Annotated in this window: 20 protein-coding genes; 14 read left to right on the top strand and 6 right to left on the bottom strand. The window is 61.7% G+C overall.

From position 1 onward, the window contains the following. Nucleotides 1-44: 44 nt before the first annotated feature. Nucleotides 45-1,574 carry an altronate dehydratase family protein gene (locus VGH41_RS08745; RefSeq protein ID WP_331596983.1) on the bottom strand — a complete coding sequence of 510 codons (1,530 nt, stop codon included), beginning with the start codon at nucleotides 1,572-1,574 and terminating at the stop codon, nucleotides 45-47. A 130-nt stretch (nucleotides 1,575-1,704) separates the two neighbouring features. Between VGH41_RS08745 and VGH41_RS08740 the strand changes: the two genes are divergently transcribed. Together VGH41_RS08740 and VGH41_RS08735 are read left to right on the top strand one after the other, a co-directional pair. Then, on the top strand, nucleotides 1,705-2,442 hold the full coding sequence (locus tag VGH41_RS08740) for a FadR/GntR family transcriptional regulator (protein ID WP_331596981.1): 738 nt from the start codon (nucleotides 1,705-1,707) through the stop codon (nucleotides 2,440-2,442). 289 nt (nucleotides 2,443-2,731) lie between these two features. Continuing rightward, nucleotides 2,732-3,262, top strand: a complete 531-nt coding sequence (locus VGH41_RS08735; RefSeq protein WP_331596980.1) for a hypothetical protein — start codon at nucleotides 2,732-2,734, stop codon at nucleotides 3,260-3,262. A 98-nt stretch (nucleotides 3,263-3,360) separates the two neighbouring features. Here the strand turns inward: VGH41_RS08735 and VGH41_RS08730 are convergent, their stop codons facing one another. The 4 genes from VGH41_RS08730 to VGH41_RS08715 all read right to left on the bottom strand — a co-directional run bounded on the left by VGH41_RS08730 (nucleotide 3,361) and on the right by VGH41_RS08715 (nucleotide 7,993). Next, nucleotides 3,361-4,248, bottom strand: coding sequence for an amidohydrolase (locus VGH41_RS08730; protein ID WP_331596995.1), 888 nt, complete (start codon nucleotides 4,246-4,248; stop codon nucleotides 3,361-3,363). Between the two features lie 91 nt (nucleotides 4,249-4,339). Next, nucleotides 4,340-5,365 carry a substrate-binding domain-containing protein gene (locus VGH41_RS08725; RefSeq protein WP_331596979.1) on the bottom strand — a complete coding sequence of 342 codons (1,026 nt, stop codon included), beginning with the start codon at nucleotides 5,363-5,365 and terminating at the stop codon, nucleotides 4,340-4,342. Nucleotides 5,366-5,399: 34 nt separating this feature from the next. Then, a complete protein-coding gene (locus VGH41_RS08720) occupies nucleotides 5,400-6,395 on the bottom strand; it encodes an ABC transporter permease (RefSeq protein ID WP_331596978.1) in 996 nt (331 codons plus the stop codon). 41 nt (nucleotides 6,396-6,436) lie between these two features. After that, nucleotides 6,437-7,993, bottom strand: a complete 1,557-nt coding sequence (locus VGH41_RS08715; RefSeq protein ID WP_331596977.1) for a sugar ABC transporter ATP-binding protein — start codon at nucleotides 7,991-7,993, stop codon at nucleotides 6,437-6,439. Between the two features lie 400 nt (nucleotides 7,994-8,393). Here VGH41_RS08715 and VGH41_RS08710 point away from each other — a divergent pair, with 400 nt between their 5' ends. The 12 genes from VGH41_RS08710 to VGH41_RS08655 all read left to right on the top strand — a co-directional run bounded on the left by VGH41_RS08710 (nucleotide 8,394) and on the right by VGH41_RS08655 (nucleotide 20,813). Further along, nucleotides 8,394-9,293 (top strand): LysR substrate-binding domain-containing protein, encoded by a 900-nt coding sequence (locus VGH41_RS08710; RefSeq protein ID WP_331596976.1) that lies wholly within the window; start codon nucleotides 8,394-8,396, stop codon nucleotides 9,291-9,293. Between the two features lie 169 nt (nucleotides 9,294-9,462). Then, complete coding sequence (locus VGH41_RS08705; RefSeq protein ID WP_331596975.1) at nucleotides 9,463-10,212, top strand: SDR family NAD(P)-dependent oxidoreductase; 750 nt, start codon at nucleotides 9,463-9,465, stop codon at nucleotides 10,210-10,212. A 126-nt stretch (nucleotides 10,213-10,338) separates the two neighbouring features. Further along, nucleotides 10,339-11,667, top strand: coding sequence for an MFS transporter (locus tag VGH41_RS08700; protein ID WP_331596974.1), 1,329 nt, complete (start codon nucleotides 10,339-10,341; stop codon nucleotides 11,665-11,667). A 37-nt stretch (nucleotides 11,668-11,704) separates the two neighbouring features. Further along, a complete protein-coding gene (locus VGH41_RS08695; protein WP_331596973.1) occupies nucleotides 11,705-12,550 on the top strand; it encodes a transketolase in 846 nt (281 codons plus the stop codon). Then, nucleotides 12,547-13,548, top strand: a complete 1,002-nt coding sequence (locus tag VGH41_RS08690; RefSeq protein WP_331596972.1) for a transketolase family protein — start codon at nucleotides 12,547-12,549, stop codon at nucleotides 13,546-13,548. Before VGH41_RS08695 ends, VGH41_RS08690 begins: the two co-directional genes overlap by 4 nt. Before the next feature lie 95 nt (nucleotides 13,549-13,643). Further along, a complete protein-coding gene (locus VGH41_RS08685) occupies nucleotides 13,644-14,987 on the top strand; it encodes a TAXI family TRAP transporter solute-binding subunit (RefSeq protein WP_331596971.1) in 1,344 nt (447 codons plus the stop codon). A 177-nt stretch (nucleotides 14,988-15,164) separates the two neighbouring features. Continuing rightward, nucleotides 15,165-16,640 (top strand): ATPase domain-containing protein, encoded by a 1,476-nt coding sequence (locus tag VGH41_RS08680; protein WP_331596970.1) that lies wholly within the window; start codon nucleotides 15,165-15,167, stop codon nucleotides 16,638-16,640. A 6-nt stretch (nucleotides 16,641-16,646) separates the two neighbouring features. Further along, complete coding sequence (locus tag VGH41_RS08675; protein WP_331596968.1) at nucleotides 16,647-16,997, top strand: response regulator; 351 nt, start codon at nucleotides 16,647-16,649, stop codon at nucleotides 16,995-16,997. Nucleotides 16,998-17,126: 129 nt separating this feature from the next. Further along, nucleotides 17,127-18,107, top strand: a complete 981-nt coding sequence (locus tag VGH41_RS08670; RefSeq protein WP_331596967.1) for a LysR family transcriptional regulator — start codon at nucleotides 17,127-17,129, stop codon at nucleotides 18,105-18,107. A gap of 6 nt (nucleotides 18,108-18,113) precedes the next feature. Continuing rightward, nucleotides 18,114-19,040, top strand: a complete 927-nt coding sequence (locus tag VGH41_RS08665; RefSeq protein WP_331596966.1) for a LysR family transcriptional regulator — start codon at nucleotides 18,114-18,116, stop codon at nucleotides 19,038-19,040. 167 nt (nucleotides 19,041-19,207) lie between these two features. Next, a complete protein-coding gene (locus tag VGH41_RS08660; protein ID WP_331596994.1) occupies nucleotides 19,208-20,455 on the top strand; it encodes an MFS transporter in 1,248 nt (415 codons plus the stop codon). A 70-nt stretch (nucleotides 20,456-20,525) separates the two neighbouring features. Beyond that, entirely contained in the window at nucleotides 20,526-20,813 is a 288-nt protein-coding gene (locus VGH41_RS08655) for a hypothetical protein (RefSeq protein ID WP_331596964.1), read from the top strand. A gap of 68 nt (nucleotides 20,814-20,881) precedes the next feature. On the opposite strand, the gene VGH41_RS08650 is transcribed toward VGH41_RS08655, so the two are convergent. Then, complete coding sequence (locus VGH41_RS08650) at nucleotides 20,882-21,595, bottom strand: FadR/GntR family transcriptional regulator (protein ID WP_331596963.1); 714 nt, start codon at nucleotides 21,593-21,595, stop codon at nucleotides 20,882-20,884. Between the last annotated feature and the right edge of the window lie 110 nt (nucleotides 21,596-21,705).

Here is a 21,705-nt window from a genome sequence, read left to right as displayed (position 1 = left end):
AATCAGCGCGGCCATTGGGGCCGCGCTCGTGGGGTTCTTTACATTTACATTTGCGCGCCGATCATCCAGGGTACGAATTCTTCGTTGCCTACGCCGAGCGCTTCGCTCTTGCTCCTGGCTCCCGATGCAACGTCGATGATCATTTCGAAAATCTCGCGGCCCTTTTGTTCGACCGTGGCGCCGCCGTCCATGATGTCGCCGCAGTTGATGTCCATGTCATCTTCCATGCGCGTGTACATCTTCGTGTTGGTGGCGAGCTTGATCGAAGGCGCAGGCTTGGCGCCGAAGCACGAGCCGCGGCCAGTCGTGAACAGCACGAGATTCGCGCCGCTGGCGATCTGTCCGGTGGCGCCCATCGGGTCGTAGCCAGGTGCATCCATGAACACGAGGCCCTTCGCGGTCACCGGCTCCGCATAGCGATACACGTCCACCAGCGGCGTCGAGCCGCTCTTGGCCACCGCGCCGAGCGATTTTTCGAGGATCGTCGTCAGGCCGCCGGCCTTGTTGCCCGGGGTCGGATTGTTGTCGATGCTGCCCTTCTCGCGTTCCGCGTAACCTTCCCACCAGTGAATGCGCTCGACGATCTTCTGCCCCACTTCCGGTGTGACAGCGCGGCGTGTAAGCAAGTGTTCGGCGCCGTAGATTTCCGGCGTCTCACTGAGGATCGCGGTGCCGCCGTGCTGGACCAGCAGATCAACCGCAGCGCCCAGCGCCGGGTTGGCCGTAATGCCCGAATAGCCATCCGAGCCGCCGCACTGCAAGGCGATATTCAGGTGCGACACCGGCAGCGGCTCACGCTCTGCAAGGTTCGCCACCGGCAGCATTTTTTTCACGGCAGCAATCGCCGCATCGACCGTCTTCTGCGTGCCGCCCTGCTCCTGAATGACGAGCGGTACGACCATCTCGCCCGTCTCGACGCCTTCGGCGACGAACATGGCGCCCATCTGGTTCGCCTCGCAGCCCAGCCCGATGACCAGCACGCCGGCGAAGTTCGGATGCCGCACGTAGCCGCCAATCGTGCGGCGCAACTGCTGGATGCCTTCGCCGTTATGGTCGATGCAGCAACCGAAGCTGTGGGTGATCGGCACGATGCCGTCGACATTCGGCCACGCGTCCAGCGCGCCAGGCGCCGAGAAATGCTGCGTGACCAGCTTGGTCACCGTCGCGGAACAGTTGACGGTGCTGACCACGCCAATGTAGTTGCGCGTGGCCACGCGACCGTCAGCGCGACGAAAGCCCTGGAACGTCAGCGCTTGCGGTGCGGATGCCACCGGTTTGACGTTGGTACCGAAGGCGTAGTCGCGGGCGAAATCGCCCATCGAGACATTTTGTGTGTGAACATGCGCGCCCGGTTCGATGGCTTGCGTCGCAAATCCGATGATCTGACCATAGCGACGCACCGGATCGCCGGCTTTCAGCGCGCGTAAGGCAACTTTGTGCGCAGCGGGGATGTCGTCAGCGACGACGAGGCCGCCCAGTTCTTGCAGTACCGTGCCGGCCGCGATTGCGCCACGCGCGATCGCAACGTCATCGTCTCCATGCAGCGTGATGACCAGTGAGGTAGAATCCGCCATGTTTTCCTCTTGAAATGTGGGGCTCGTAAGCATCGGCCAAGACCGGCCGTCCGCCTTCTAGCTGTGGCACATAGTGATTTCGATCAGGAGGCGAGGCAAATCGGTCAGACCACTTTCTGGAAGCACCGGAATGGCATTTCACAGTCTTTCGCCTAGCGCGCTCGACAAGACCGTTCGACAGCTAGAAGAAAAAGTGCTCGAAGGCAGTTGGGGCACTTCGACGCGGCTTCCTGCGGAGCGAACCTTAGCGGAATTGATGGGCGTGTCGCGCTCAACCGTGCGCGAGGCGATCCAGCGGCTCGTCAGTAGAGGCATGCTCGAAACGAAGCCCGGCAGCGGCGTGTACGTGGTGCAGAGACAGCCCGCAAGGCTGAGCGCGCCGTGGCTGCAACTGGTGGCGGAAAACCCGCCGCTCAGATCAGAAACGCTCGAATTCCGCCTGGTGTTCGAATGTGCGGCTGCGCGCTTCGCTGCGCAGCGTTCGACACCGCAAGAGCTGGACAAGCTCGAGGCGATCTTGCTGAAAATGCGCAATGCGGTCGTCGCTCACGACGTGGATGCAGAAGCCGTAGTCGACGGCGAGTTTCATTCAGCACTTACGGCTGCCGCGCACAACCGGATGCTCGACCAGTTTTACGCCAGCGTCATCACGATGCTGCGCGATCATATCGCTGCGAACACGTTCGACGCGACCGTCAATAACTCGAACGCCGTGATTCAGTCCACCCTGCGGCTAGGCCAGCACGAGTCCATTTATCTCGCGGTGCGAGACCGCAACCCCGATGCCGCGCAACAGGCGATGTTCGCGCATATCGCGTTTGTCGGCAAACAGTTCGATCCGGGGTTTCATCAAACGTCGGGCGACTGACAGGCACATCCAGTTCTGCACATGGCCCCGGATAATGCCGAGGATTCCTGATGATTCAGGAACCCGTCCCTATAGCGGGTGGCCAGAACCTCCTACGGCTTCGATGTGTTGAATAACAGAGCCACGCCTGGTTCACGCTGCTGTCGAATTCCTTACCGTAACAGACCGTAACACACCTGGTGCAAGAATCGTCCCGGCGACCGTCAAGAACGCTGCACGCGCAGCCGTTAAAAAGCGAGTTGTTTATAACAATCAATTACCGGGATTAGAGTTGAAAATAACATTGAGAATGTCCCTCGCATCGGTCGCTTGCGCGACCATTCTTGCGGGGTGTGCGACTAACGAGCAGGGCCAGCTCGTGGTCGACCCGAACAAGGTGAACGAAGTACTCGCGGGCGCACTCAGCCCCCCGCCGCCGCCACCGCCGCCACCTGTGATTGTCGAAGAGGCTTATCAGCCGATGCCCAATGATGTGTACATCTCGGCCGTGGTCGATAGCGACGTCGTGATAGTGGGCGGCAACACGTATATCTGGGTAGTCGGACCGGACGGCAAGCGGCATCGGCATTTTTATGCGCATGGCGATCACCGGCAAGACGTCTTCCATCGCAGAGACGAGCTTCATACGGTCATGATGCATCACGATGGTCACTTGCCAGACCACACCATAGCGGCGCATGGACCGATGGATCACGCCGGTGGTCCAGGTCATCCGAATGCAATGGCGCAGAACCACGCGATGCCGGCGGCGCATGCGCTGCCTCAAGGCAAGCCGGCTCCCGTGGCAAAGGCGCCCTCGAAGGATCAAAAGAAGTCGTAAGTTCGACATTCGACGCGGCGTAGTGCTGGGCAGGCTCTGCCAGCGCTACGCCGCGTTGCTGTATCTGACCGGCCAGGCGATTGAGGCGGCCGCTCATGTCACAGCCTGTACACCCGTTGCGCGTTGTCATGAAACAGCGCGGCGCGTTCCTGCGGCGAGAACCCTCGTGTGATTTCCTTGAACGCGTTGAAAACGTCGTCATAGCTGCTAAACAGCTTGTCGACCGGAAAGTTGCTCGCGAACATGCAACGGCCGACGCCGAATGCTTCGATTGCGTGCAGGACGAACGGGCGGATGCTATCAACCGTCCACTTCCAGTCGCCCATCCCTAGCCCCGAGATCTTGCAGAACACGTTGTCGGCCGAAGCCAGCAGGGTCGTGCTCTTTTTCCACGCGTCGATCTCTTCGGGTGCACGGTCAACCGGCATGCCAGTGTGATTCAGCACCATCGGTGTGTCCGGAAAGGCACGTGCCAGCGCGAGCGCCTCTTCCATCTGCGTGTAGTACAGCTGCAAGTCGAACGACAGGTCGTACCGCTTAAGCAACGCATATCCGCGACGCCATTGCGGATCGCTCATCAGATGCGGACTGTCGATAAACGTCTTCACCGGATCACGATGGAAATTCAGGCACTGGCGGATGCCACGCACGTTCTTGTACTCGCAGTGCGCTTCGATCACGGCTTGCACGTCCGCCGAGGCAAGGTCAGCGAAAGCGACGATGCCGTGCGGATAACCATGCACGTCCGCAACGCCTTGCAGCCACTTCGTCTCAGCGACCGGATTGTTGTGATCGTATTCGACCTGCAAGTGAACCGTTTTGACCACATTCTGATTCTCGATGTCCGCGAGAAAGTCGTCGATCAGATAGTCTTTGCGGATCGCAGAGTAGTCGCCGAATACGCGTTTGAGCATCGGTCCCTGCAGCCACGGATAGTTGCCGGTTTTCAGGTCGAACAGGTGATGATGCGGGTCGATAACAGGCAGATTGTCCACAGTGTCTCCTCACAGGCTCAATTCGGTGAGTGCGCGCCGCTCGCAGCAAACGAGCGGCCGCGCCCCAGATCAACTCCGGTTTCTAGTACTTACCCGCTGAGGGCGGATAGACGCGCTTGACGGTCGCTTGTGCATCGGGTTGATCGATGGTCTCCTTAGTGACAAGCGGTTCCTTGAGCGCGAGTTCCTGCATGGTCGGCTTATGATTCAGCGCATTGAAGACCTGGGTGGTGGCGTCGATGCCCTGCCCCACGGCCTCCTGCAAGAAGATGCCCTGAATCGTGCCGTCGCGCAGCAACTTGATCGTCGTCGGGCTGCCGTCGGCCGTGACCACCGCCACCTTGCCCACGCTGCCGCGCGTCTGCAGAGCTTTTGCAGCGCCGGTTGCGGCTTCGTCGTACATGCCGTAAATCGCCTTGACGTCCGGGTGAGCCGTGAGCACGTCGTTCGCCTGCTGGACCGCCTCGTTGACGGTCAGTCCGTGCGTCTCCAGGACCTGCACGAGGTTGCATCCATCCGCCTTGAACGACTCCTGTGCGCCCTTCATGTACTTCTGCGCGTTCTCGCGGTCCTGCGGCAACGACAGCATCGCGACCTTGTTGCTGCCGCGCTCTTTCGCCAGTTTGCAGACGTACGCACCCTCGGCCTTACCGGTGTCGTAGTTGTTTGCGGTCACTGCCGACGTATAGTCCGTCTGACCGGCCTGCGGCCCGATGCCCGCGAACGCGACCGGAACCGACTTCTCCTTCAGTAGTCGCAGCACGGGCGGCGTGCTGGTCGAGCTGACGGGCCCCATCACGATTGCGCTGACGCCACGCGTGAGCGCGGTGCGAACGTTGTCCATCTGCTTGGCCGGCGAATTCTCGGAAGTAAATTCGACGTAGTCCATGCCGAGTTCCTGCGCCCGTTGCTTCACGCCATACGCAACCCACTGCCAGTACGAAATATCGAGCGAGGGCGCGATATACGCCACTGTCTGCTTGCCGGCCGCAACCGACATCTGCGACGCAAGCGCCGCAGCGAGCGCCAGTACCGACGCTGCGATCACCTGTGCAAACGGCCGGCCCGAGAACCCGCTTCCTGATTTTGACGCGCGCTTGTCCATCATTGTCTCCTTACTGCTAGCTTGAGCGAACCCGTGCTTAACGCCGGGCTTTGGTAACGCGGTCCACCAGGACCGCAATGAGAATCACGACACCCGTGACAGTGCCTTGCCAGAAACTGTTGACGCCAATGAGATTCGCGCCGTTCTGAATAATGGTGATCATCAGCGCACCGAGCAGTGCGCCAACCGCTGAACCCGTGCCACCGAACAGACTCGCGCCGCCAATCACCACGGCCGCGATTGCCTGCAGCATCAGGCTCGAGCCGGCTGTGGCTTCCGCGTTGCTGATGTATGACACGCTGACGATGCTGGCGAACGAAGCGAACAACCCCGACAGCAGATAAGCGCACAGCCGGACCCGATTGACCGGAATGCCGATCACACGCGCCGACGAACTGCTGCTGCCGATTGCATACAGCCATCGTCCTGCCACGATCTTGCGCAAAGAGAACTCGATCGCGACGAGCAGCAGCACGCACCACAGCGCATAGTTCGGCAGGCCGGGAACCAGCGTTCCCGAATTCAGCAGCCAGTAGTCGGGATTGGAGATAGGCAGAGAGTGTCCATCTGTGACGATGAACGAGAGGCTGCCCGCAATCGCGTAGGTGCTCAACGTCACCACGAATGGAGCGAGTCCGACGAAGGTGACGAGCGCACCGTTAATGGCACCGATCAGGATACCTACTGAAAGACCCGCGAAACTACTGAATATCGCGCCGTAGCCGTGCGCCATCGCAAGACCGGTGACCATACCCGTCAGCGAGAACACCGACCCGACCGACAGATCGATGCCACCCGTGATGATCACCAGCAGCACACCAAACGCCATGATGACAAGCGGGGCCGCCGCCTGCGTGACGTTGGAGATATTGCCGCCGGACAGCGCGGCCGGCACGACCATGCCGACCGCGAGTTCGATCACGATGATCGCGATCGCGATGGCAATCTCGGTGCGATACGCCGACAACAGGCGGCGGCCCGCACCGCCGTGCCGCACGTGCCTCTCCTCGATTGGGTGAGTGACTGATTTCATGTCTGTCTCCAAGGTAAATATCGTTGTGTCGCGAACCGGCCTCAGGCAGCCATGCCCGTTGCGGCGGCGAGTTGCGTTTCGTTGACCTCGGCATGCCGTAGTACCTCGGTCGGCTTGCCGTCCAGATCGAACGCGAGCACCGTGTCGCACAGCTCGACCAGCTCGATGTATTCGGTCGACCACCAGACGATGGTGGTGCCCTGCTGCGCCATCTTGCGAATCAACGCATAGATTTCTCGCTTGGTTCGGATGTCGACGCCGCGGGTCGGTTCTTCGAGTACCAGCAGCCTGGGCCGCAGCAACAGCCAGCGGGCAATCAGCAGCTTTTGCTGCGTGCCGCCGCTCAAGGTCGCCGGTAAATCCCACAGCGAGCCCGCGCGGATCTTCAGCGCGTCGAGCAGTTGCGTGCTCTGTGCAATCTCCCTGCGTCCCACTACACTGCGCCGGTTGACGACGCGTGCTGCCGCGACAAGATTGTCGATAATCGGCAGCGTCGCGAGAATGCCTTTGTTCGAGCGGTCGCCCGAGACGAAGCCGACACCATCGCGCGCGCCGGCCGAGGGATGCGCATAGCTCACGCGTGCGCCGTCGCGCGTGATGGCCCATACACCTGCAGGTGCGATGCCGGTCAATGCGTCGATCAGCGAAGAGGGGCCAACCGGCGCGCCGGCCAGGCCGATGATCGCGCCCGCCGGAACCTCGATGGCTACGCCGTCCCGTTCAATGCGAAGTGCGCCGCCCTGCGTCTTCACATGGATAGCCTGTGCGTGGCCCACGCCGTGCTGCTCCACGGCCTCGCTTGCATATCCCAGTTCCGCCGACTCCGCGACGCTTGCCGCCGCTTCGTCGACAACCACGCTTTGCCCCATGCATTCGACGATCTCGCGGTCCGTGATCGCATCGAGCGCAATGCGGTCGACAGCAGTCCGGCCGTCGCGGATGATCGTGCAGACGTCGGCAATCTGGCGAATCTCGCGCATCCGGTGCGAGACGAACAGCACTGCGAGTCCGGTATCGGCAATCAAGCGGCGTATCACCGAAAAGAGCCGCGTGGTTTCCGCTGCAGTCAGATTCGCGGTCGGCTCGTCCAGCAACAGCAGCCTTGCGCCCGACCCCAGCGCGCGGGCAATCTCGACCAGTTGCCGCTCATGCAGCGTCAACTCGCCGACCAGCCTCCCGGCCGATACACGTGCGAAGTGCGGATCGATCAGCGACAGCGCTTCGATCGCGATATCCATCGACGCGCGTTCGCTGTATCGGGCGGTGCCACGCCGCAGCCGCGGCATGGCAATGTTCTCGGCAACCGACAGATGCGGCAGAAGCGCGAGCTCCTGATTGACGACCGCGATCGTCCCCGCTGCCACATGCCCACTCGCGGATGCCTCGGTGTCTTGTCCGTCGAATTCAAGTGTGCCGCCATCGCGCTCGAACTGGCCGGAGATGATCTTGATCAGCGTCGATTTGCCTGCGCCGTTGCCGCCCAGAAAGGCGTGCACTTCACCGGGGGCGATCGAAAGATCGAATCCCTTCAGCACGCTCGTGGGTCCGAAACTTTTGACGATCGAACGTGCCGTCAACAGATACCGTTGCTCAGCCATGGGTTGTCTCCTTGCGCGATTGCCGCTTGCCGCTGCACACTTCTGTTGTCTTGCGACCGGGTGTTGTCAGCGCAGTGGTAACGAGTGATACGCGTGATGCCGAACCACGCGGGCATGCCGCTTACGAGATTGCCGGGCGCATCGGGCGAGAATGTTTGAGTTGAAGCTCGGCGCATCGCGCTTTCGACTGGAAAGTCGGATAATTCATGACTGTCTCCTACGCAGTTGTTGCACTGCGCAATGTATGTTTATGGCTGGTCACCTCGCTGCCTTTGAAATTGCCGGGGTCAGCATGGGGTGCTTCGGGGCTCTCAGGTGGTACGGCCTGGTGACAGAATGGCAGTGCAGATGGCGTGCGAACAAGGCGGTTTCATTCAACTGCATCTGAAATAAATTCACTATGCGCATCCCACCGGTGAAAGCCATCATCGCTTTTGAGAGCGTGGCCAGAACGAAGAGCGTCAATCGTGCGTCTGAAGAATTGGGGCTCACCGCGTCGGCGGTCAGCCATCAGATCAGCAACCTCGAATCGATCATCGGGCAGCCCCTGTTCTATCGTTCAGGGCGCGGGCTCGTGCTGACGCCCACAGGCGAGCGTTATCTGTCCGACGTGACGGGCTCGCTCGCGGACCTCAGCCGCGCAACCGAGCGGGCCTCAAGCCGGGCCGACGTCGAAATCCTGCGGGTGCATTCGAGTCCCAGCTTCGGGCTGATGTGGCTATTGCCGCGTCTCGCGTCGTTTCAGGAAGCCAATGGCGATATCCAGTTGAATCTGGCCTGCTCGTATGAGGACGTATCGTTTACGAGCGGCTATTACGACATCGACTTGCGCCACGGCTATGCCAACTGGCGCGATCTGGAAGTGAGGACGTTGCGCGACGAATTCATCGCGCCGCTCGCGTCGCCCGGATATCTGGAAAGCCATCCGGTAGCAACCCCCGAAGATCTGTTGAAGCACCGTCTCATCTATTCGGAGACGCCGCTCGTGCAGTGGAAGCAATGGTTCGGTCGTACCGGCGTATCCGCGGCCCATAAGACTTTCGACTTTTCGTTCGACCGTTCCTACATGTCGCTGGAGACGGCGGCGCTGGGCCTCGGCATTGCGCTCGAAAGCCTGATGCTCGCCTCCGTTCGCATCAAGCAAGGCGCGCTCGTGCCCGTCTTCGACAGTACGCACGCGGTCGAAGTGGGCGCGCATCATCTCGTCTATCCGCCGCAAAACGCCGAGTTGCCGCGCGTGACGCGCTTCATTGCGTGGATTGAGCGGGAGATTGCCCGCATGGAACGTCCCGCCCGGTAACCCGCATCGGGACTGTCGTTCGCACCAGGGTATTCCAGCACGCGGACCTTCGCGTCGCCTGCAGCACGTCACCTGAAAATTTCTCAAGCATAGTTGAGCTGTACGTCGTTGATGCGACCCATCTTGCAGTAGACACTTGGTTCATCACATCAACACTCAGGAGACAACCATGCTGCTCGAGAACAAGGTCGTAATCGTCACGGGCGCGGCTTCGCCACGCGGAATCGGCAAGGCGACTGCCAAAGCGCTGGCCGCCCAGGGGGCGCGCATCGTGATCCTCGATCTGCGTGAAGAAGACGCAAAGCGCGCCGCTGCCGATCTCGGCGACGCGCATCTGGGCCTCGCCTGCGACGTCACCGACAAGGCCGCCTGCCTGTCAGCCGCGAAGGCGACGCTCGAGCGCTATGGCCGCATCGACGGCCTCATCAACAATGCCGGCATTACCCAGCCGGTGCGTACCCTGGACATCAGCGCCGAGGGCTTTAACGCCATCGTCGACGTCAATCTGCGCGGCACGCTCTATATGTCGCAAGCGGTCCTGCCGGTCATGAGAGAGCAGAAAGGCGGCAGCATCGTGTGCATGTCGTCGGTATCGGCGCAACGTGGCGGCGGCATTTTCGGCGGTCCGCACTACAGCGCCGCGAAAGCCGGCGTACTCGGTCTGGCGCGCGCCATGGCCCGCGAGTTCGGCCCCGACAGCATTCGCATCAACTCCATCACACCCGGTCTGATCCAGACCGACATCACTGGCGACAAACTCACCGCGGACATGCGCGTCGACATTGTCAAAGGCATTCCTCTTGGCCGGCTCGGCGACGCGGCCGACGTCGCGAATGCATGTCTCTTCCTGGTCAGCGACCTGTCGACCTACCTCACGGGCATCACGCTCGATGTGAACGGCGGCATGCTCATTCATTGATGACAGTGTCCGCCGCCAGGGACGCTGCATTCCAGGCACCTGGGCAAACCCGGGGTCATGGGCGCAACAAGGTGCATGGGATGGGAGTCGGTGCTTTGCACTCGCTCCCATCGACAGGAGACAGACATGAAATCGAAGTACACCGCTTCGCCCGGCGTCGGCGACGTCTTGCCGCACACCGACGCGACCAGCTTCGAATCGAGAACCTACGCGAAAGTGAGCCGCCGTCTCATCCCTTTTCTGATGCTGTGCTATCTGGGCGCCTATCTCGATCGGGTCAACGTGGGCTTTGCGAAGCTGCAGATGTTGAACGACCTGCGCTTTAGCGAAACCGTCTACGGCATGGGTGCGGGCATTTTCTTTCTCGGCTATTTTCTCTTCGAAGTACCAAGCAACCTGGTTCTGCACCGCGTCGGCGCGCGCAAATGGCTCGCGCGAATCATGCTGACGTGGGCCGTGATCTCCGCGTGCTTCGTCTTCGTCAAGTCGCCTACTGCCTTCTACGTGCTGCGTTTTCTGCTCGGCGTTGCGGAGGCCGGCTTTGCGCCCGGCGTGATCCTCTATCTGACCTACTGGTTCCCCGCTGCGCGCCGGGCCAAAGCGCTGTCGCTGTTTTTCATGGCGATTCCGTTGGCCGGCATGATCGGCGGTCCGCTGTCGGGCTGGATCATGCACTCTCTGCAAGGCGAGCTGAACCTCGCGGGCTGGAAGTGGCTGTTCCTGCTTGAAGCGCTGCCCTCACTCGTACTGGGTATCGCGATCCTGCTGTATCTCGACGACAGCATTGCAAAAGCGAAGTGGCTGACGCAAGCGGAAAAGACATTGCTCGCCCGTAACGTTGCCGGCGACAACGCGCACAAGATCGCGCACCTCTCGGTCAAGTCGTTTATCGGCGACCGCCGCTTGTGGCTAATGGCCGCGATCTACTTCTGCGTGGTGCTCGGCCAGTATGGCCTGACCTTCTGGTTGCCGACGATCATCCGCAAATCCGGTGTCGCCGATCCGCTGTGGGTAGGCGTATTCACCGCGATTCCTTACCTGTGCGCCATCATCGCGCTGCCGTTAATCGGCATGAGTGCGGACCGTCATCGCGAGCGCCGTCTGCATCTTGCCATTCCCATGCTGATAGCCGCAGCGGGCTTCGCGGTGTTGCCGACGCTCGGCAGCGTGCCGGCCTCCATCGTCTGTCTGAGCGTGGCTGCAGCGGGCATCCTCGCGTCCTCTTCACAGTTCTGGTCGTTGCCGACCGCTTTGCTTGGCGGGATGTCCGCCGCTGCGGGCATAGCGGCCGTGAACTGCGTGGCCAACCTCGCCGGCTTCTTCTCTCCGGCGATCGTGGGCTGGCTCAACGATCTCACCGGCAAATCGACGGCCGGGCTGATCTTCATCTCGGCGGCCGTCACGCTGGGCGCAGCACTCGTCTTTCTGGTACCCGCGAAATCGGTGAACCGCTGAATTCTTTCCATCATTCCGACTGATCACAGGAGACAACATGAACAGTCCAGCCAGCGTGCCCACGGCAACCGTTGCCGAGCATGCTTACCGTATCCGCAGAAACGCGCTGTTGATGGGCGAAGTCCAGGGACAAGGCTATATCGGGCAAGCGCTCGACATTGCCGACGTACTGGCCGTCGCCTACTTCGGTGCAATGCGGTATCGCCCGGAAGACCCCGAATGGGAAGACCGCGACCGCTTCCTGCTTTCCAATGGGCACTATGCTATCGCGCTGTACGCCGCATTGCTCGAAGCAGGCATCCTGCCTGCCGAAGAGCTCGAAACGTACGGCAGCGACGATAGCCGGCTGCCCATGTCGGGCATGGCCAGTTACACCCCGGGTATGGAGATGTCCGGTGGCTCGCTCGGCCAGGGTTTGACGATTGCCGTGGGCCGCTGCCTCGGACTCAGGCGCAAAGGTTCGCGTGCCTTCGTGTACACGCTGTTCTCCGATGGCGAACTGGACGAGGGCGCGATCTGGGAAGGCCTCATGTCCGCGAGTCACTGGAAGCTCGACAACCTGATCGCGGTGGTCGACGTGAACAATCAGCAGGCCGACGGCCCGTCGACGCAAATCATGGCTTTCGAGCCGCTCGTCGAAAAAATGCAGGCGTTCGGCTGGTTCACGCAGCGGGTCGACGGCAACGATATTGCCGCCGTAGCAGCCGCGTTCGATGCGGCCCGCAAGCATCCGGTCGCGCAACCGCGCATGATCATCGCCGACACGCGCATGGGCCGCGGTGTGCCGTTCCTCGAACAGCGCGAGAAGAACCACTTTATCCGCGTCGATGCGCACGAATGGCAACTGGCGCTTGAAGCACTCGAAGCAGGGAGACAAGCATGAGCAGCGCAACCTTGAGCAAACCGCGCCTGAAGACCTCGGCCATGATCGCTTCGATCGCCGGCGAAGGGCAGATTACGCGCTCCGCGCCCTTCGGTCACGCGCTGGTGGAACTGGCGCGGCAAAAGCAAAGCGTCGTAGGCATGACCGCGGATCTCAGCAAATATACGGACCTGCACATCTTCGCCAAGGCGTTTCCCGAACGCTTCTACCAGATGGGGATGGCGGAGCAATTGCTGATGGGCGCGGCCTCGGGAATGGCCCACGAAGGCGCGCAACCTTTTGTCACCACGTACGCGGTTTTTGCCACGCGCCGCGCGTATGACTTCATCCATCAGACCATCGCCGAAGACAACCTCGATGTGAAAATCGTCTGCGCCCTGCCGGGTCTGACGACCGGCTATGGTCCCAGCCACCAGGCCGCCGAAGATCTCGCCTTGATGCGTGCCATGCCGAACATGACCGTCATCGACCCGTGCGACGCGCTCGACATCGAGCAGATGGTGCCGGCCATCGCGGCGCACAACGGACCCGTCTATGCACGCCTGCTGCGCGGCAACGTGCCGGCCGTGCTCGACGAATACGACTACACCTTCGAACTCGGCAAGGCGAAGATGCTGCGCAACGGCGCAGAAGTGCTGATCATCTCGTCCGGTCTGATGACCATGCGTGCACTCGAAGTGGCCAAGGCACTCGAGAGCGACCGGATCGGCGTGGGCGTGCTCCATGTGCCGACCATCAAGCCGCTCGACACACAGACGATTTTGCGTGAAGCGAAACGCTCGGGACGGCTCGTGGTCGTAGCGGAAAATCACACGGTGATCGGTGGGCTGGGAGAAGCGGTGGCCGCGGAGCTGATGCGCGCAGGCGTGTCGTGCCCGTTCCGGCAAGTGGGACTGCCCGACGCGTTCCTCGCTGCCGGCGCGCTGCCGACGCTTCATGACCGCTATGGCATTTCGAGCGCCACTATGGCGGCGTCGATCAAGGGGTGGTTATCCTGAGTCAGGCCGCATAACCGCGGGGCGGCCTCGACAAGGGGCCCCCGGGGCTGCATTATCCATGCTTGCTGTTTGTCACCACCCGCGAGGGGCAAACAATGGCCAGGCATGATCCAGCGCTTCATCGCAATCAGAAACCGCCCATCACGCCGGCGCGCCGGCGGCTTCTCATTGTCGGCGTGGTGCTGGTGGTGGCTGCGCTAGGCTGGGGACTCGCAGCCGTCCTCGAGCCGGCTTTCCGGCACACCATCGTCATCACGACAGGCGCGGACAAAGGCATCTATCGCGGCTTCGCGGACCGCTATGCACCGATCCTGAAGCGCGATGGCATCACGCTGGATATACGCAGCTCGTCCGGGTCGGTCGAAAACTATCAGCGGCTCAAAGATCCCGATAGCCCGTACGAAGTTGGCTTCATCCAGTCGGGCACCACCAGTCCGCAAGAAAGCGACCAGTTGCAGACGATTGCCGCCGTCTCGTACGAGCCGATCTGGGTGTTCTATCGCGGCGACGACACCATCAACCGCCTGGCCCAGCTGCGCGGCAAACGGGTTTCCATTGGTATTCCCGGCAGCGGCCTGCTCAACGTCGCGCAGGTGTTGCTCGGCTATAGCGGCATCACCCGCGACAATACGACGCTCGTCGAAATGGAGGCGGCCAGGGCCTATCAGGCTCTCGAAAGCGGTCAGCTGGATGCCGCTTTTTTTATCGGAAGGCCCGATGCCGCGATGCAGACGACACTGCTCAACAGCGATCTGAAGCTGATGAGTTTCGCGCAGGCCGACGCGCTGGTGCAGAAATTCCCGTCGCTGTCGAAAGTGATTTTTCCGCGCGCCGCGACCAGCATCGTCAACGATCTGCCGCAGACCGACGTGACGCTTCTGGCTGCGACCGCCTTGCTCGTATCCAAAGACACGCTGCATCCCGCATTGGTGTATCTGCTTCTGGACGCGGCCAAAACCGTCCACGGCGGCGAAGACTATTTCACTTCGCGTGGTGCGTTTCCCAATCTCAACACCGGGGAATTTCCGGTTTCCGAAGAAAGCGTGCGCTACTTCCGCTCCGGCCGTCCTTTCCTGCAGCGTTACCTGCCGTTCTGGCTGGCCAGTTTCATCGAAAGACGTCTGCTGATCCTGCTGCCCTTCATGGCCATCTTGCTGGGCCTCTTGCAGGCGTTGCCGCGCATGGCGGAGACGCGGATCAAAAAGCGCCTGGTGGTCTGGTATCGCGCGATCAAGACTCTGGAAGATGAAATATGGAGAACCAGTCACCCCACTCCAGAGCAAATTACACAATGGCGCGATGAAATCGAGTACATCGATGCACATGCCAACCAGATCCGCATGCCACAACGTTACTTCCAGGACGTCTACGCGCTCAAGCATGCGATCGGCATTGTCCGCAACCGGATTGCCCAGGCGGCGGCGAAGGTCGACCCCTAGCCGCGAAAGCGCTGATCTTTCCAGGGCGATAGAATTCGAGGCGTGCCATGCGATGCCGCGCTGGCCAGCACGACGATCGCGCCTCGGGCACACGGATTGCTGCTTGACAGGGCTATTGCGTCGCACCGGGCCTCGGTCGACACTACGCCTGTTTGAACCCTTGCATACGATTCAACAATGACAAGCCCCGCATTTCCAGCATCAGACCGGCCCAATGTCGAAACTGGCGTGCCTGGCCTCGACACCATTCTGGGTGGCGGCCTCGTTAGCGGCGCGCTTTATCTGATTGAAGGCATGGCCGGCGCCGGCAAGACCATTCTGTCGAGCCAGATCGGCTTTCATCGCGTCAGTCAGGGCGAGAACGTGCTGTACATGACCTTGATCGCCGAATCGCATGACAAGCTTCTTGGCCATCTCAGCGCCCTCAGCTTTTTCGACGCAAAGGCCGTCGCCGAGAAGATGCTGTTCGTCTCCGGCTACCATGCGCTGATGCAGGACGGACTGGACGGTTTCCTGAAGCAGGTTGCCTCGAGTCTCCACCAGCATCGCCCTCGCTTGCTGATCATCGACGGCTTTCGCAGTGCACGCGAATTCAGCGAAACCGACCTCGCGCTCTCCAAATTCATCCACGAGCTGAATGCACTCGTGGCCGCGATGAATTGCACGACATTGCTGCTCGCTCCGCTGTCGGGCAACGAACCTCATCCGGAACACACGCTCGTCGACGGTCTGATCGAACTCAACCGTTACAGCGATGGCATGCGGCGTACACGGGAAATCGAAGTGCACAAGATGCGCGCCCGCGATCATCTGCTGGGCAAGCATTTTTTCCGTATTACGGATAGCGGCCACGTCATGTTTCCGCGCCTCGAAGCGCGTTGCGCGAGCCAGCCCGGTCCGGCCGATCTCAAGACCCGTCTCTCATCGGGGGTGGCCCGCTTCGACGAACTGCTCGGCGGCGGCTTCATCAAAGGCTCGACCACGACCTTGATCGGGCCGTCGGGTATCGGCAAGACGCTGCTGGGGCTGCAGTTCCTCGCGGCAGGCATTCAACGTGGCGAAAAGTGCGTGTACCTCGGTTTTTACGAGTCACCGGAGCGACTGATCGGCAAGGCGGAGTCCATCTCTATCGCGTTGCAAGCGGCCCGCGATGACGGCCGCCTGACCATCCAGTGGCAGCCTGCGATTGAACTGGCGATCGACGAGCTGGCCGCCATTGCATTGGCTACCGTCAAACAGGCGGGCGCGACGCGGCTGGTGCTCGACGGCATTGACGGCTTTCGCGAATCGGCAATCCGCACAGGCCGCTTTGGGCTATTTCTGAATGCATTGACGCACCAGTTCCGCGATGCGGGCGTGACGACGATCCTCACCGAGGAAATTCCGCTGTATCCCGATCCGGTTCACACGCGCGGGATGCGTCTATCCGCAATGACCGAAAATCTGGTCCTGCTGCGATATGCCGAAACCGACACGGGTCTGCATCGGATGATCTCCGTGGTCAAGCAGCGGGAAAGCGCTCACGACTCCTCGCTTCGAGAGCTCGTCATTACGGAGAAGGGCCTCGATATCATTGCGGCCTTCCCGGGTGCGGCGGCTGTGCTCGGCGGGCGTGGATTTGCCGCAGGGCTGATCGGCCGGTTGGACAACTGACGCGCCATGAAAACCATCATGGTCGTGGACGACGAGTTCGACCTTCTGACAGTCTGGAACCTGTTGCTCGAACAGGTCGGCTACGCCGTCGTCACTGCTCCGAACGGTGCCGTCGCGCTTCAACTGATCCAGAAGTCCAAACCGGACCTCATCCTGAGCGACTGCATGATGCCCGTCATGAGCGGTCCGCAGTTGTGCGCGGCGCTCTTTCAGGACCCTGACCTGCGAGACATCCCGATCATTCTGTGCAGTGCAGCGGTGGATATTCCGCTGCAACCGAATCCGGCAATCGAATATCTGCGCAAACCTCTGTCGCTTGACACACTGCTTCCGGTTATCCAGAGACTGCTGGCATAAGCGGATCATCCACTGGCTCTGTGGGCGCAAAAGCCATCCCGTGCCGGCCGGTTCGCAAGTAACTGTCTATACTTATGCGGCTCGCGTCGACAAAACCACTCCCATCGAATTCAACTGATACCTCGGGTAATGAATACTCCGCGAATCATCGAACGAAACAGCAAGCGGCAGTTTGACGATCTGATGCTCGGCAGCATCGAGTTGTTCTGTCTGGCCGCCGAACTGTCGAGTTTCACGGACGCCGCCACCGCCGCCGGCGTCACGCCCGCGGCCGTCAGCCGTTCGGTCTCGCGTCTCGAAGAGCGCATGGAGGTGCGGCTATTCGTCAGGACGACCCGCCGCATCCGGCTGACCGACGCGGGCCGCACCTACTATGAGCGGTGCCACGAGGCACTGGGTCAACTGGTCGATGCGGAGCGTGAAGCGACCGGCCAGCAGTCCGTCGCCGCCGGCGTGTTGCGCATCAGCATGCCGACGCCCTACGCACACTATCGGGTGCTGCCTATCCTGCCGGCTTTTCGCCAGCAGCATCCGCAGGTACAGGTGGAAGTGCACATCAGCAACCGCAACATCGACTTCGCGGAAGAAGGCTTCGATCTGGCCATCCGCGGCCGCGCGCCGGACGATTCGAATCTGGTCGCCCGCAAGCTGGAAGACGCGGAACTCGTCGTCGTGGCCAGTCCCGCCTATCTGTCGCGGGCTGGAACGCCGGCAAGCCTGGAAGACCTCACGCGCCACGAATGCATTCAGTTCGACCTGCCGAGCAGCGGACGCAAAATTCCCTGGCTATTCAAGACAGGAGATCAGATGGAAGAGCATTTCACCCAAGGCGGCTATTCGAGCGCGGGCGATGTGCTAGGCGGCGTGACGCTCGCGCGCAACGGCGCGGGACTGTTCCAGACCTATCGCTTCGTGGTCGAACGCGATCTCGCCACGGGTGGACTCGTGGAGGTGTTACCGGACCTGGGCGGCGCATCGAGACCGTTCGTCCTGCTGTATCCGCACAAACGGCATATCTCCTTACGGGTACGCCACTTCGTCGATTTTCTCGTCGATACGCTCGGACACGCGCGGCGCGGCAGCATCGCTCCCTCTGCACTTTCCGGCTGAACGGCGATGGACCGTATCGACGCGATGAAAGTCTTCGTCGCCACGCTCGACGAGGGCAGCCTTGTCGGCGCGGGCCGGCGCCTCGGCCGATCGGCCGCCGCCGTAAGCCGGGCCATTGCGTTTCTGGAAGCCCATGTGGGCATTGCGCTGCTGCATCGTACGACGCGCACCATCAAACTGAGCGAGGCCGGCGAACGTTACGCCGCATCCTGCCGCCGCATCCTCACCGATCTCGAAGAAGCCGATCTGATGATTGCCGGCGAACGCGCGGCGCCGCGCGGCACGCTGACGCTGACAGCGCCCGTCGCGGCGGGGCAAGACTTTCTGCGGCCGCTCCTCGACGAGTTCGTCAACACCTATCCCGATGTCACCGCGCGTCTCTATCTGCTGGACCGTCCTGCCAGTCTGATCGACGAAGGCATCGACATCGCGCTGCGGATCGCGCATTTGCCCGATTCGACGCTGGTCGCGTCGCCGGTCGGCGAAGTGCGGCGCGTGATCGCCGCTGCGCCGCGCTATCTTGCCAAACATCCGCACCTGAACGAACCCGCCGACCTCGCCAAACATCAGATCATTTCGATGACGCACTTCGGGCTCGATTCGTGGAGTTTTCCATCGTCGAACAATTCGGCCGTTCCGCAGACGGTGCACTTCACGCCCCGCCTGACCGTCAACAGCGTGGAGGGCGCGGTGGCCTCCGCCGTGGAAGCGCATGGCGTCACGCGGCTCTTCTCGTATCACGTCGCTGAACAGGTGCGCGACAAGTCGTTGCGGATCGTACTGACCCGCTATGAGCCGGCGCCGCTCCCCGTTCACCTGCTCACGCCGCAGGGCCGACTTGCGGTGCCCAGGGTGCGCGCTTTCTTCGACTTCGCGCTGCCGCGCCTGCGCGAACGTTTCAGTGCCCTCAAAGTCATTACCGACGCAGATTAGCTCGCCGCGCGGAAGAATGTCTGCCGCGCGGTAGCGATTCTCTCGCCGCCCGTTCGTCTCTAAACTTGCTTCCGTGAATACTGACTACGCAACCATCCTGGGCTGCGGTGTCAGACGAATGGAGCATGGCAATGAGCACGGAATTGATCAACGGGTTGCCCAGCCGGATGTCCGGTGCGGCCGGCTTGAAGAGCCCGGTCAGCTACGCCGAGCGAAATGCGCTCTACTGGCGGCGCAACCTGTTCATCTGCGTGTTCGGCTCGTTCACGACGCTGGTGAGCCTCAGCATGCTGCTGCCGTTCCTGCCGCTCTATGTGCAGCAGCTTGGGGTGACCTCGCAGGCCGCCGTGGTGCAGTGGTCTGGCGTGGCGTTCGGTGCAACCTTTCTCGGCACTGCGGTGACGGCGCCGGTCTGGGGTCGGCTCGCCGATCGTTACGGCCGCAAACCCATGCTCGTGCGCGCGGCCATCGGCATGGCGATTGTGATGTCGTTGATCGGTATGGCTCACAACGTTACCGAGCTCGTCGTGCTGCGTCTGATGGCGGGGTTGATTGGCGGGTACGCGTCGGCCTCGATCGTGATGATCGGCACGCAGGCGCCGCGTGACAAGGCGGGATGGGCACTCGGCATCCTCTCCACCGGCTCGCTGGCCGGAAGTCTCGCCGGTCCGCTCGTCGGCGGCTTGCTGCCGTCGTTGATCAGCATTCGCAGCACCTTCTTCGCAGGAGGCGCCATGATCGCGGTCGCGGCGCTGTTGACCGTGGTTTTCGTTCGCGAAGACTTCGACGCCGGCGCCGATAGCAAAGCGCGCACCACGGCCTCCTCCGCCGCGCCGGAAAAAACCAACCGCGCGGTCACCGTGACGCTGCTGTTGACGGCGATGATGGTGCTGCTGGCCAACATGTCGATCGAGCCGATCATCACCGTCTACATCGCACATCTGAACGTGCCCACCGACCACCTTGCCCGCACCGCCGGCATCGTGATGGCGTGCTCCGCGTTCGGCAGCATGCTGACCGCGGCGCGCCTCGGCGCACTGGCGGATCGCATCGGTAGCTGGAACGTGATCATCGGATGCCTGGTGCTGACAGGACTCTTGATGGTGCCGCAGGCCTTCGTGTCGCAGTGGTGGCAGCTGGCAATCCTGCGCGGCTTGATGGGCATGACATTGGCCGGCCTGCTGCCGTCGATTGCGAAGCTGGTTCGACACGCCGCCACTGACCACGAATCGGGAAAGATGCTGGGTTATCTGCAGTCGGCGCAGTTCTCCGGCCAGGTTGCCGGGCCGCTGCTCGGCGGCGTGATCGGCGTGCATCTCGGGCTGCATTCGGTGTTCTTCGTCACCGGTTCGCTGCTGATCGCATGCGCGGTGCTCAGTCAGTGGGCGCGCCGTCAGCCGGTGCGGGCTGCATGAGATTCAGGCCGCGGCGCTACAATGAAAGTCCCGGCCAGGCGAATCCTGACCGCCGTCTGGAGATGACCTGATGAACGCCTTTCGTGTTGCCGCGCCCCTCTTGTTGATTGCGGCCGTCTGCCTGCCGGTCGCGTCGAATGCCAGCCCTCAGATTACGCAACCCGCAGCGCCGGCCACCGGCGTTGCCAACACGACACAGCAGTCGGCGACGCCAGAGGAAACGCCACGGCTGACCATTGGCGTAAGCGATCCGAATACGCGCCTGATCCTGCCGTGGTTTCTCAACGATATCGTCAACGCCATCAATACACGCCCGAGCCCGGATCAGTTCTGGCACACCGTCGGGCACGATCTGTAACGAGCACGAGCGGCCCGATCTCTGTCCGCTGAAGTCTGAACCTCCGGGCGTCCTCCCCGCTACGTAACCTAGCCCGCAAAGAGATTGTGGCGGATCTGCTGCAGGTGGCCGGTGAGCAACTCGCACGCCAGTTCGGCATCGCGGTCGCGCAATGCATCGACGATCGCCCGATGCTGGGCCTCATATTCGCCGCGGCGCTCCGGCGTCAACGATTTGCGCTTCAGACGCCCCCACTCGCCCTGCTCGCGTACTTCGTTGGTCAATTCGAGCACGCGTAAAAAGAAACTGTTGTGCGTCGCCAGCGCGAACGTCTTGTGCAATTCGCCGTCCCATCGCTCGAACTCTTCAATACTCTGCGCGGCCTCCGAGTGCTCCAGACATTCGACCATGCGTGCGAAATCCGCAGCGGTCGCGTACCGGACAATCAGCCCGGGCATGAGAGGCTCGATTAGCAGACGCGCTTCCATAAGTTCGGCGGGACTGGTCTGCACGACCTCGCGCTTTTGCGCTTGCGTCGTCATAGGCTCGGGCGTGCCCCAGCCTGGCAGCACGAAGGTGCCGCTACCCACCGCCTGGGTAATCAGGCCACGTTCTTTGAGATCCGCCAGCACGCGCCGCACTGCGCCGCGCGACGCGCCGAATTCCTCGCTCAACTCGCGCTCCGCGGGTAATTTCACGCCCTCTCGCAAAGCCCCGCTGCGGATCCCGTCTTCGAGATAACTGGCGAGCGCCCGTGCGCCTTCCGCTCTCACTGGAAGCCTGGCTCTGTCCACGTCACCCATGTCATTTCCTTCCTCGAACACCTGCTGTTTCGATACCAATTGGTATCTTTGTTTGGTTAACCCTGATTGGTTCTGGTCGCATTTGGTCCTACAGTGGCAGAAATTCTCAC

The organism is Paraburkholderia sp. (assembly GCF_036488795.1).
Lineage (GTDB): Bacteria > Pseudomonadota > Gammaproteobacteria > Burkholderiales > Burkholderiaceae > Paraburkholderia.
This window is presented reverse-complemented; position numbering and strand designations above follow the sequence as displayed.

Coding starts and splice junctions, on each gene's coding strand:
- VGH41_RS08745 (WP_331596983.1), bottom strand. CDS start 1,574: ATGGCGGATTCTACCTCACTGGTCATCACGCTGCATGGAGACGATGAC.
- VGH41_RS08740 (WP_331596981.1), top strand. CDS start 1,705: ATGGCATTTCACAGTCTTTCGCCTAGCGCGCTCGACAAGACCGTTCGA.
- VGH41_RS08735 (WP_331596980.1), top strand. CDS start 2,732: ATGTCCCTCGCATCGGTCGCTTGCGCGACCATTCTTGCGGGGTGTGCG.
- VGH41_RS08725 (WP_331596979.1), bottom strand. CDS start 5,365: ATGATGGACAAGCGCGCGTCAAAATCAGGAAGCGGGTTCTCGGGCCGG.
- VGH41_RS08720 (WP_331596978.1), bottom strand. CDS start 6,395: ATGAAATCAGTCACTCACCCAATCGAGGAGAGGCACGTGCGGCACGGC.
- VGH41_RS08715 (WP_331596977.1), bottom strand. CDS start 7,993: ATGGCTGAGCAACGGTATCTGTTGACGGCACGTTCGATCGTCAAAAGT.
- VGH41_RS08710 (WP_331596976.1), top strand. CDS start 8,394: ATGCGCATCCCACCGGTGAAAGCCATCATCGCTTTTGAGAGCGTGGCC.
- VGH41_RS08705 (WP_331596975.1), top strand. CDS start 9,463: ATGCTGCTCGAGAACAAGGTCGTAATCGTCACGGGCGCGGCTTCGCCA.
- VGH41_RS08700 (WP_331596974.1), top strand. CDS start 10,339: ATGAAATCGAAGTACACCGCTTCGCCCGGCGTCGGCGACGTCTTGCCG.
- VGH41_RS08695 (WP_331596973.1), top strand. CDS start 11,705: ATGAACAGTCCAGCCAGCGTGCCCACGGCAACCGTTGCCGAGCATGCT.
- VGH41_RS08690 (WP_331596972.1), top strand. CDS start 12,547: ATGAGCAGCGCAACCTTGAGCAAACCGCGCCTGAAGACCTCGGCCATG.
- VGH41_RS08685 (WP_331596971.1), top strand. CDS start 13,644: ATGGCCAGGCATGATCCAGCGCTTCATCGCAATCAGAAACCGCCCATC.
- VGH41_RS08680 (WP_331596970.1), top strand. CDS start 15,165: ATGACAAGCCCCGCATTTCCAGCATCAGACCGGCCCAATGTCGAAACT.
- VGH41_RS08675 (WP_331596968.1), top strand. CDS start 16,647: ATGAAAACCATCATGGTCGTGGACGACGAGTTCGACCTTCTGACAGTC.
- VGH41_RS08670 (WP_331596967.1), top strand. CDS start 17,127: ATGAATACTCCGCGAATCATCGAACGAAACAGCAAGCGGCAGTTTGAC.
- VGH41_RS08665 (WP_331596966.1), top strand. CDS start 18,114: ATGGACCGTATCGACGCGATGAAAGTCTTCGTCGCCACGCTCGACGAG.
- VGH41_RS08660 (WP_331596994.1), top strand. CDS start 19,208: ATGTCCGGTGCGGCCGGCTTGAAGAGCCCGGTCAGCTACGCCGAGCGA.
- VGH41_RS08655 (WP_331596964.1), top strand. CDS start 20,526: ATGAACGCCTTTCGTGTTGCCGCGCCCCTCTTGTTGATTGCGGCCGTC.
- VGH41_RS08650 (WP_331596963.1), bottom strand. CDS start 21,595: ATGGGTGACGTGGACAGAGCCAGGCTTCCAGTGAGAGCGGAAGGCGCA.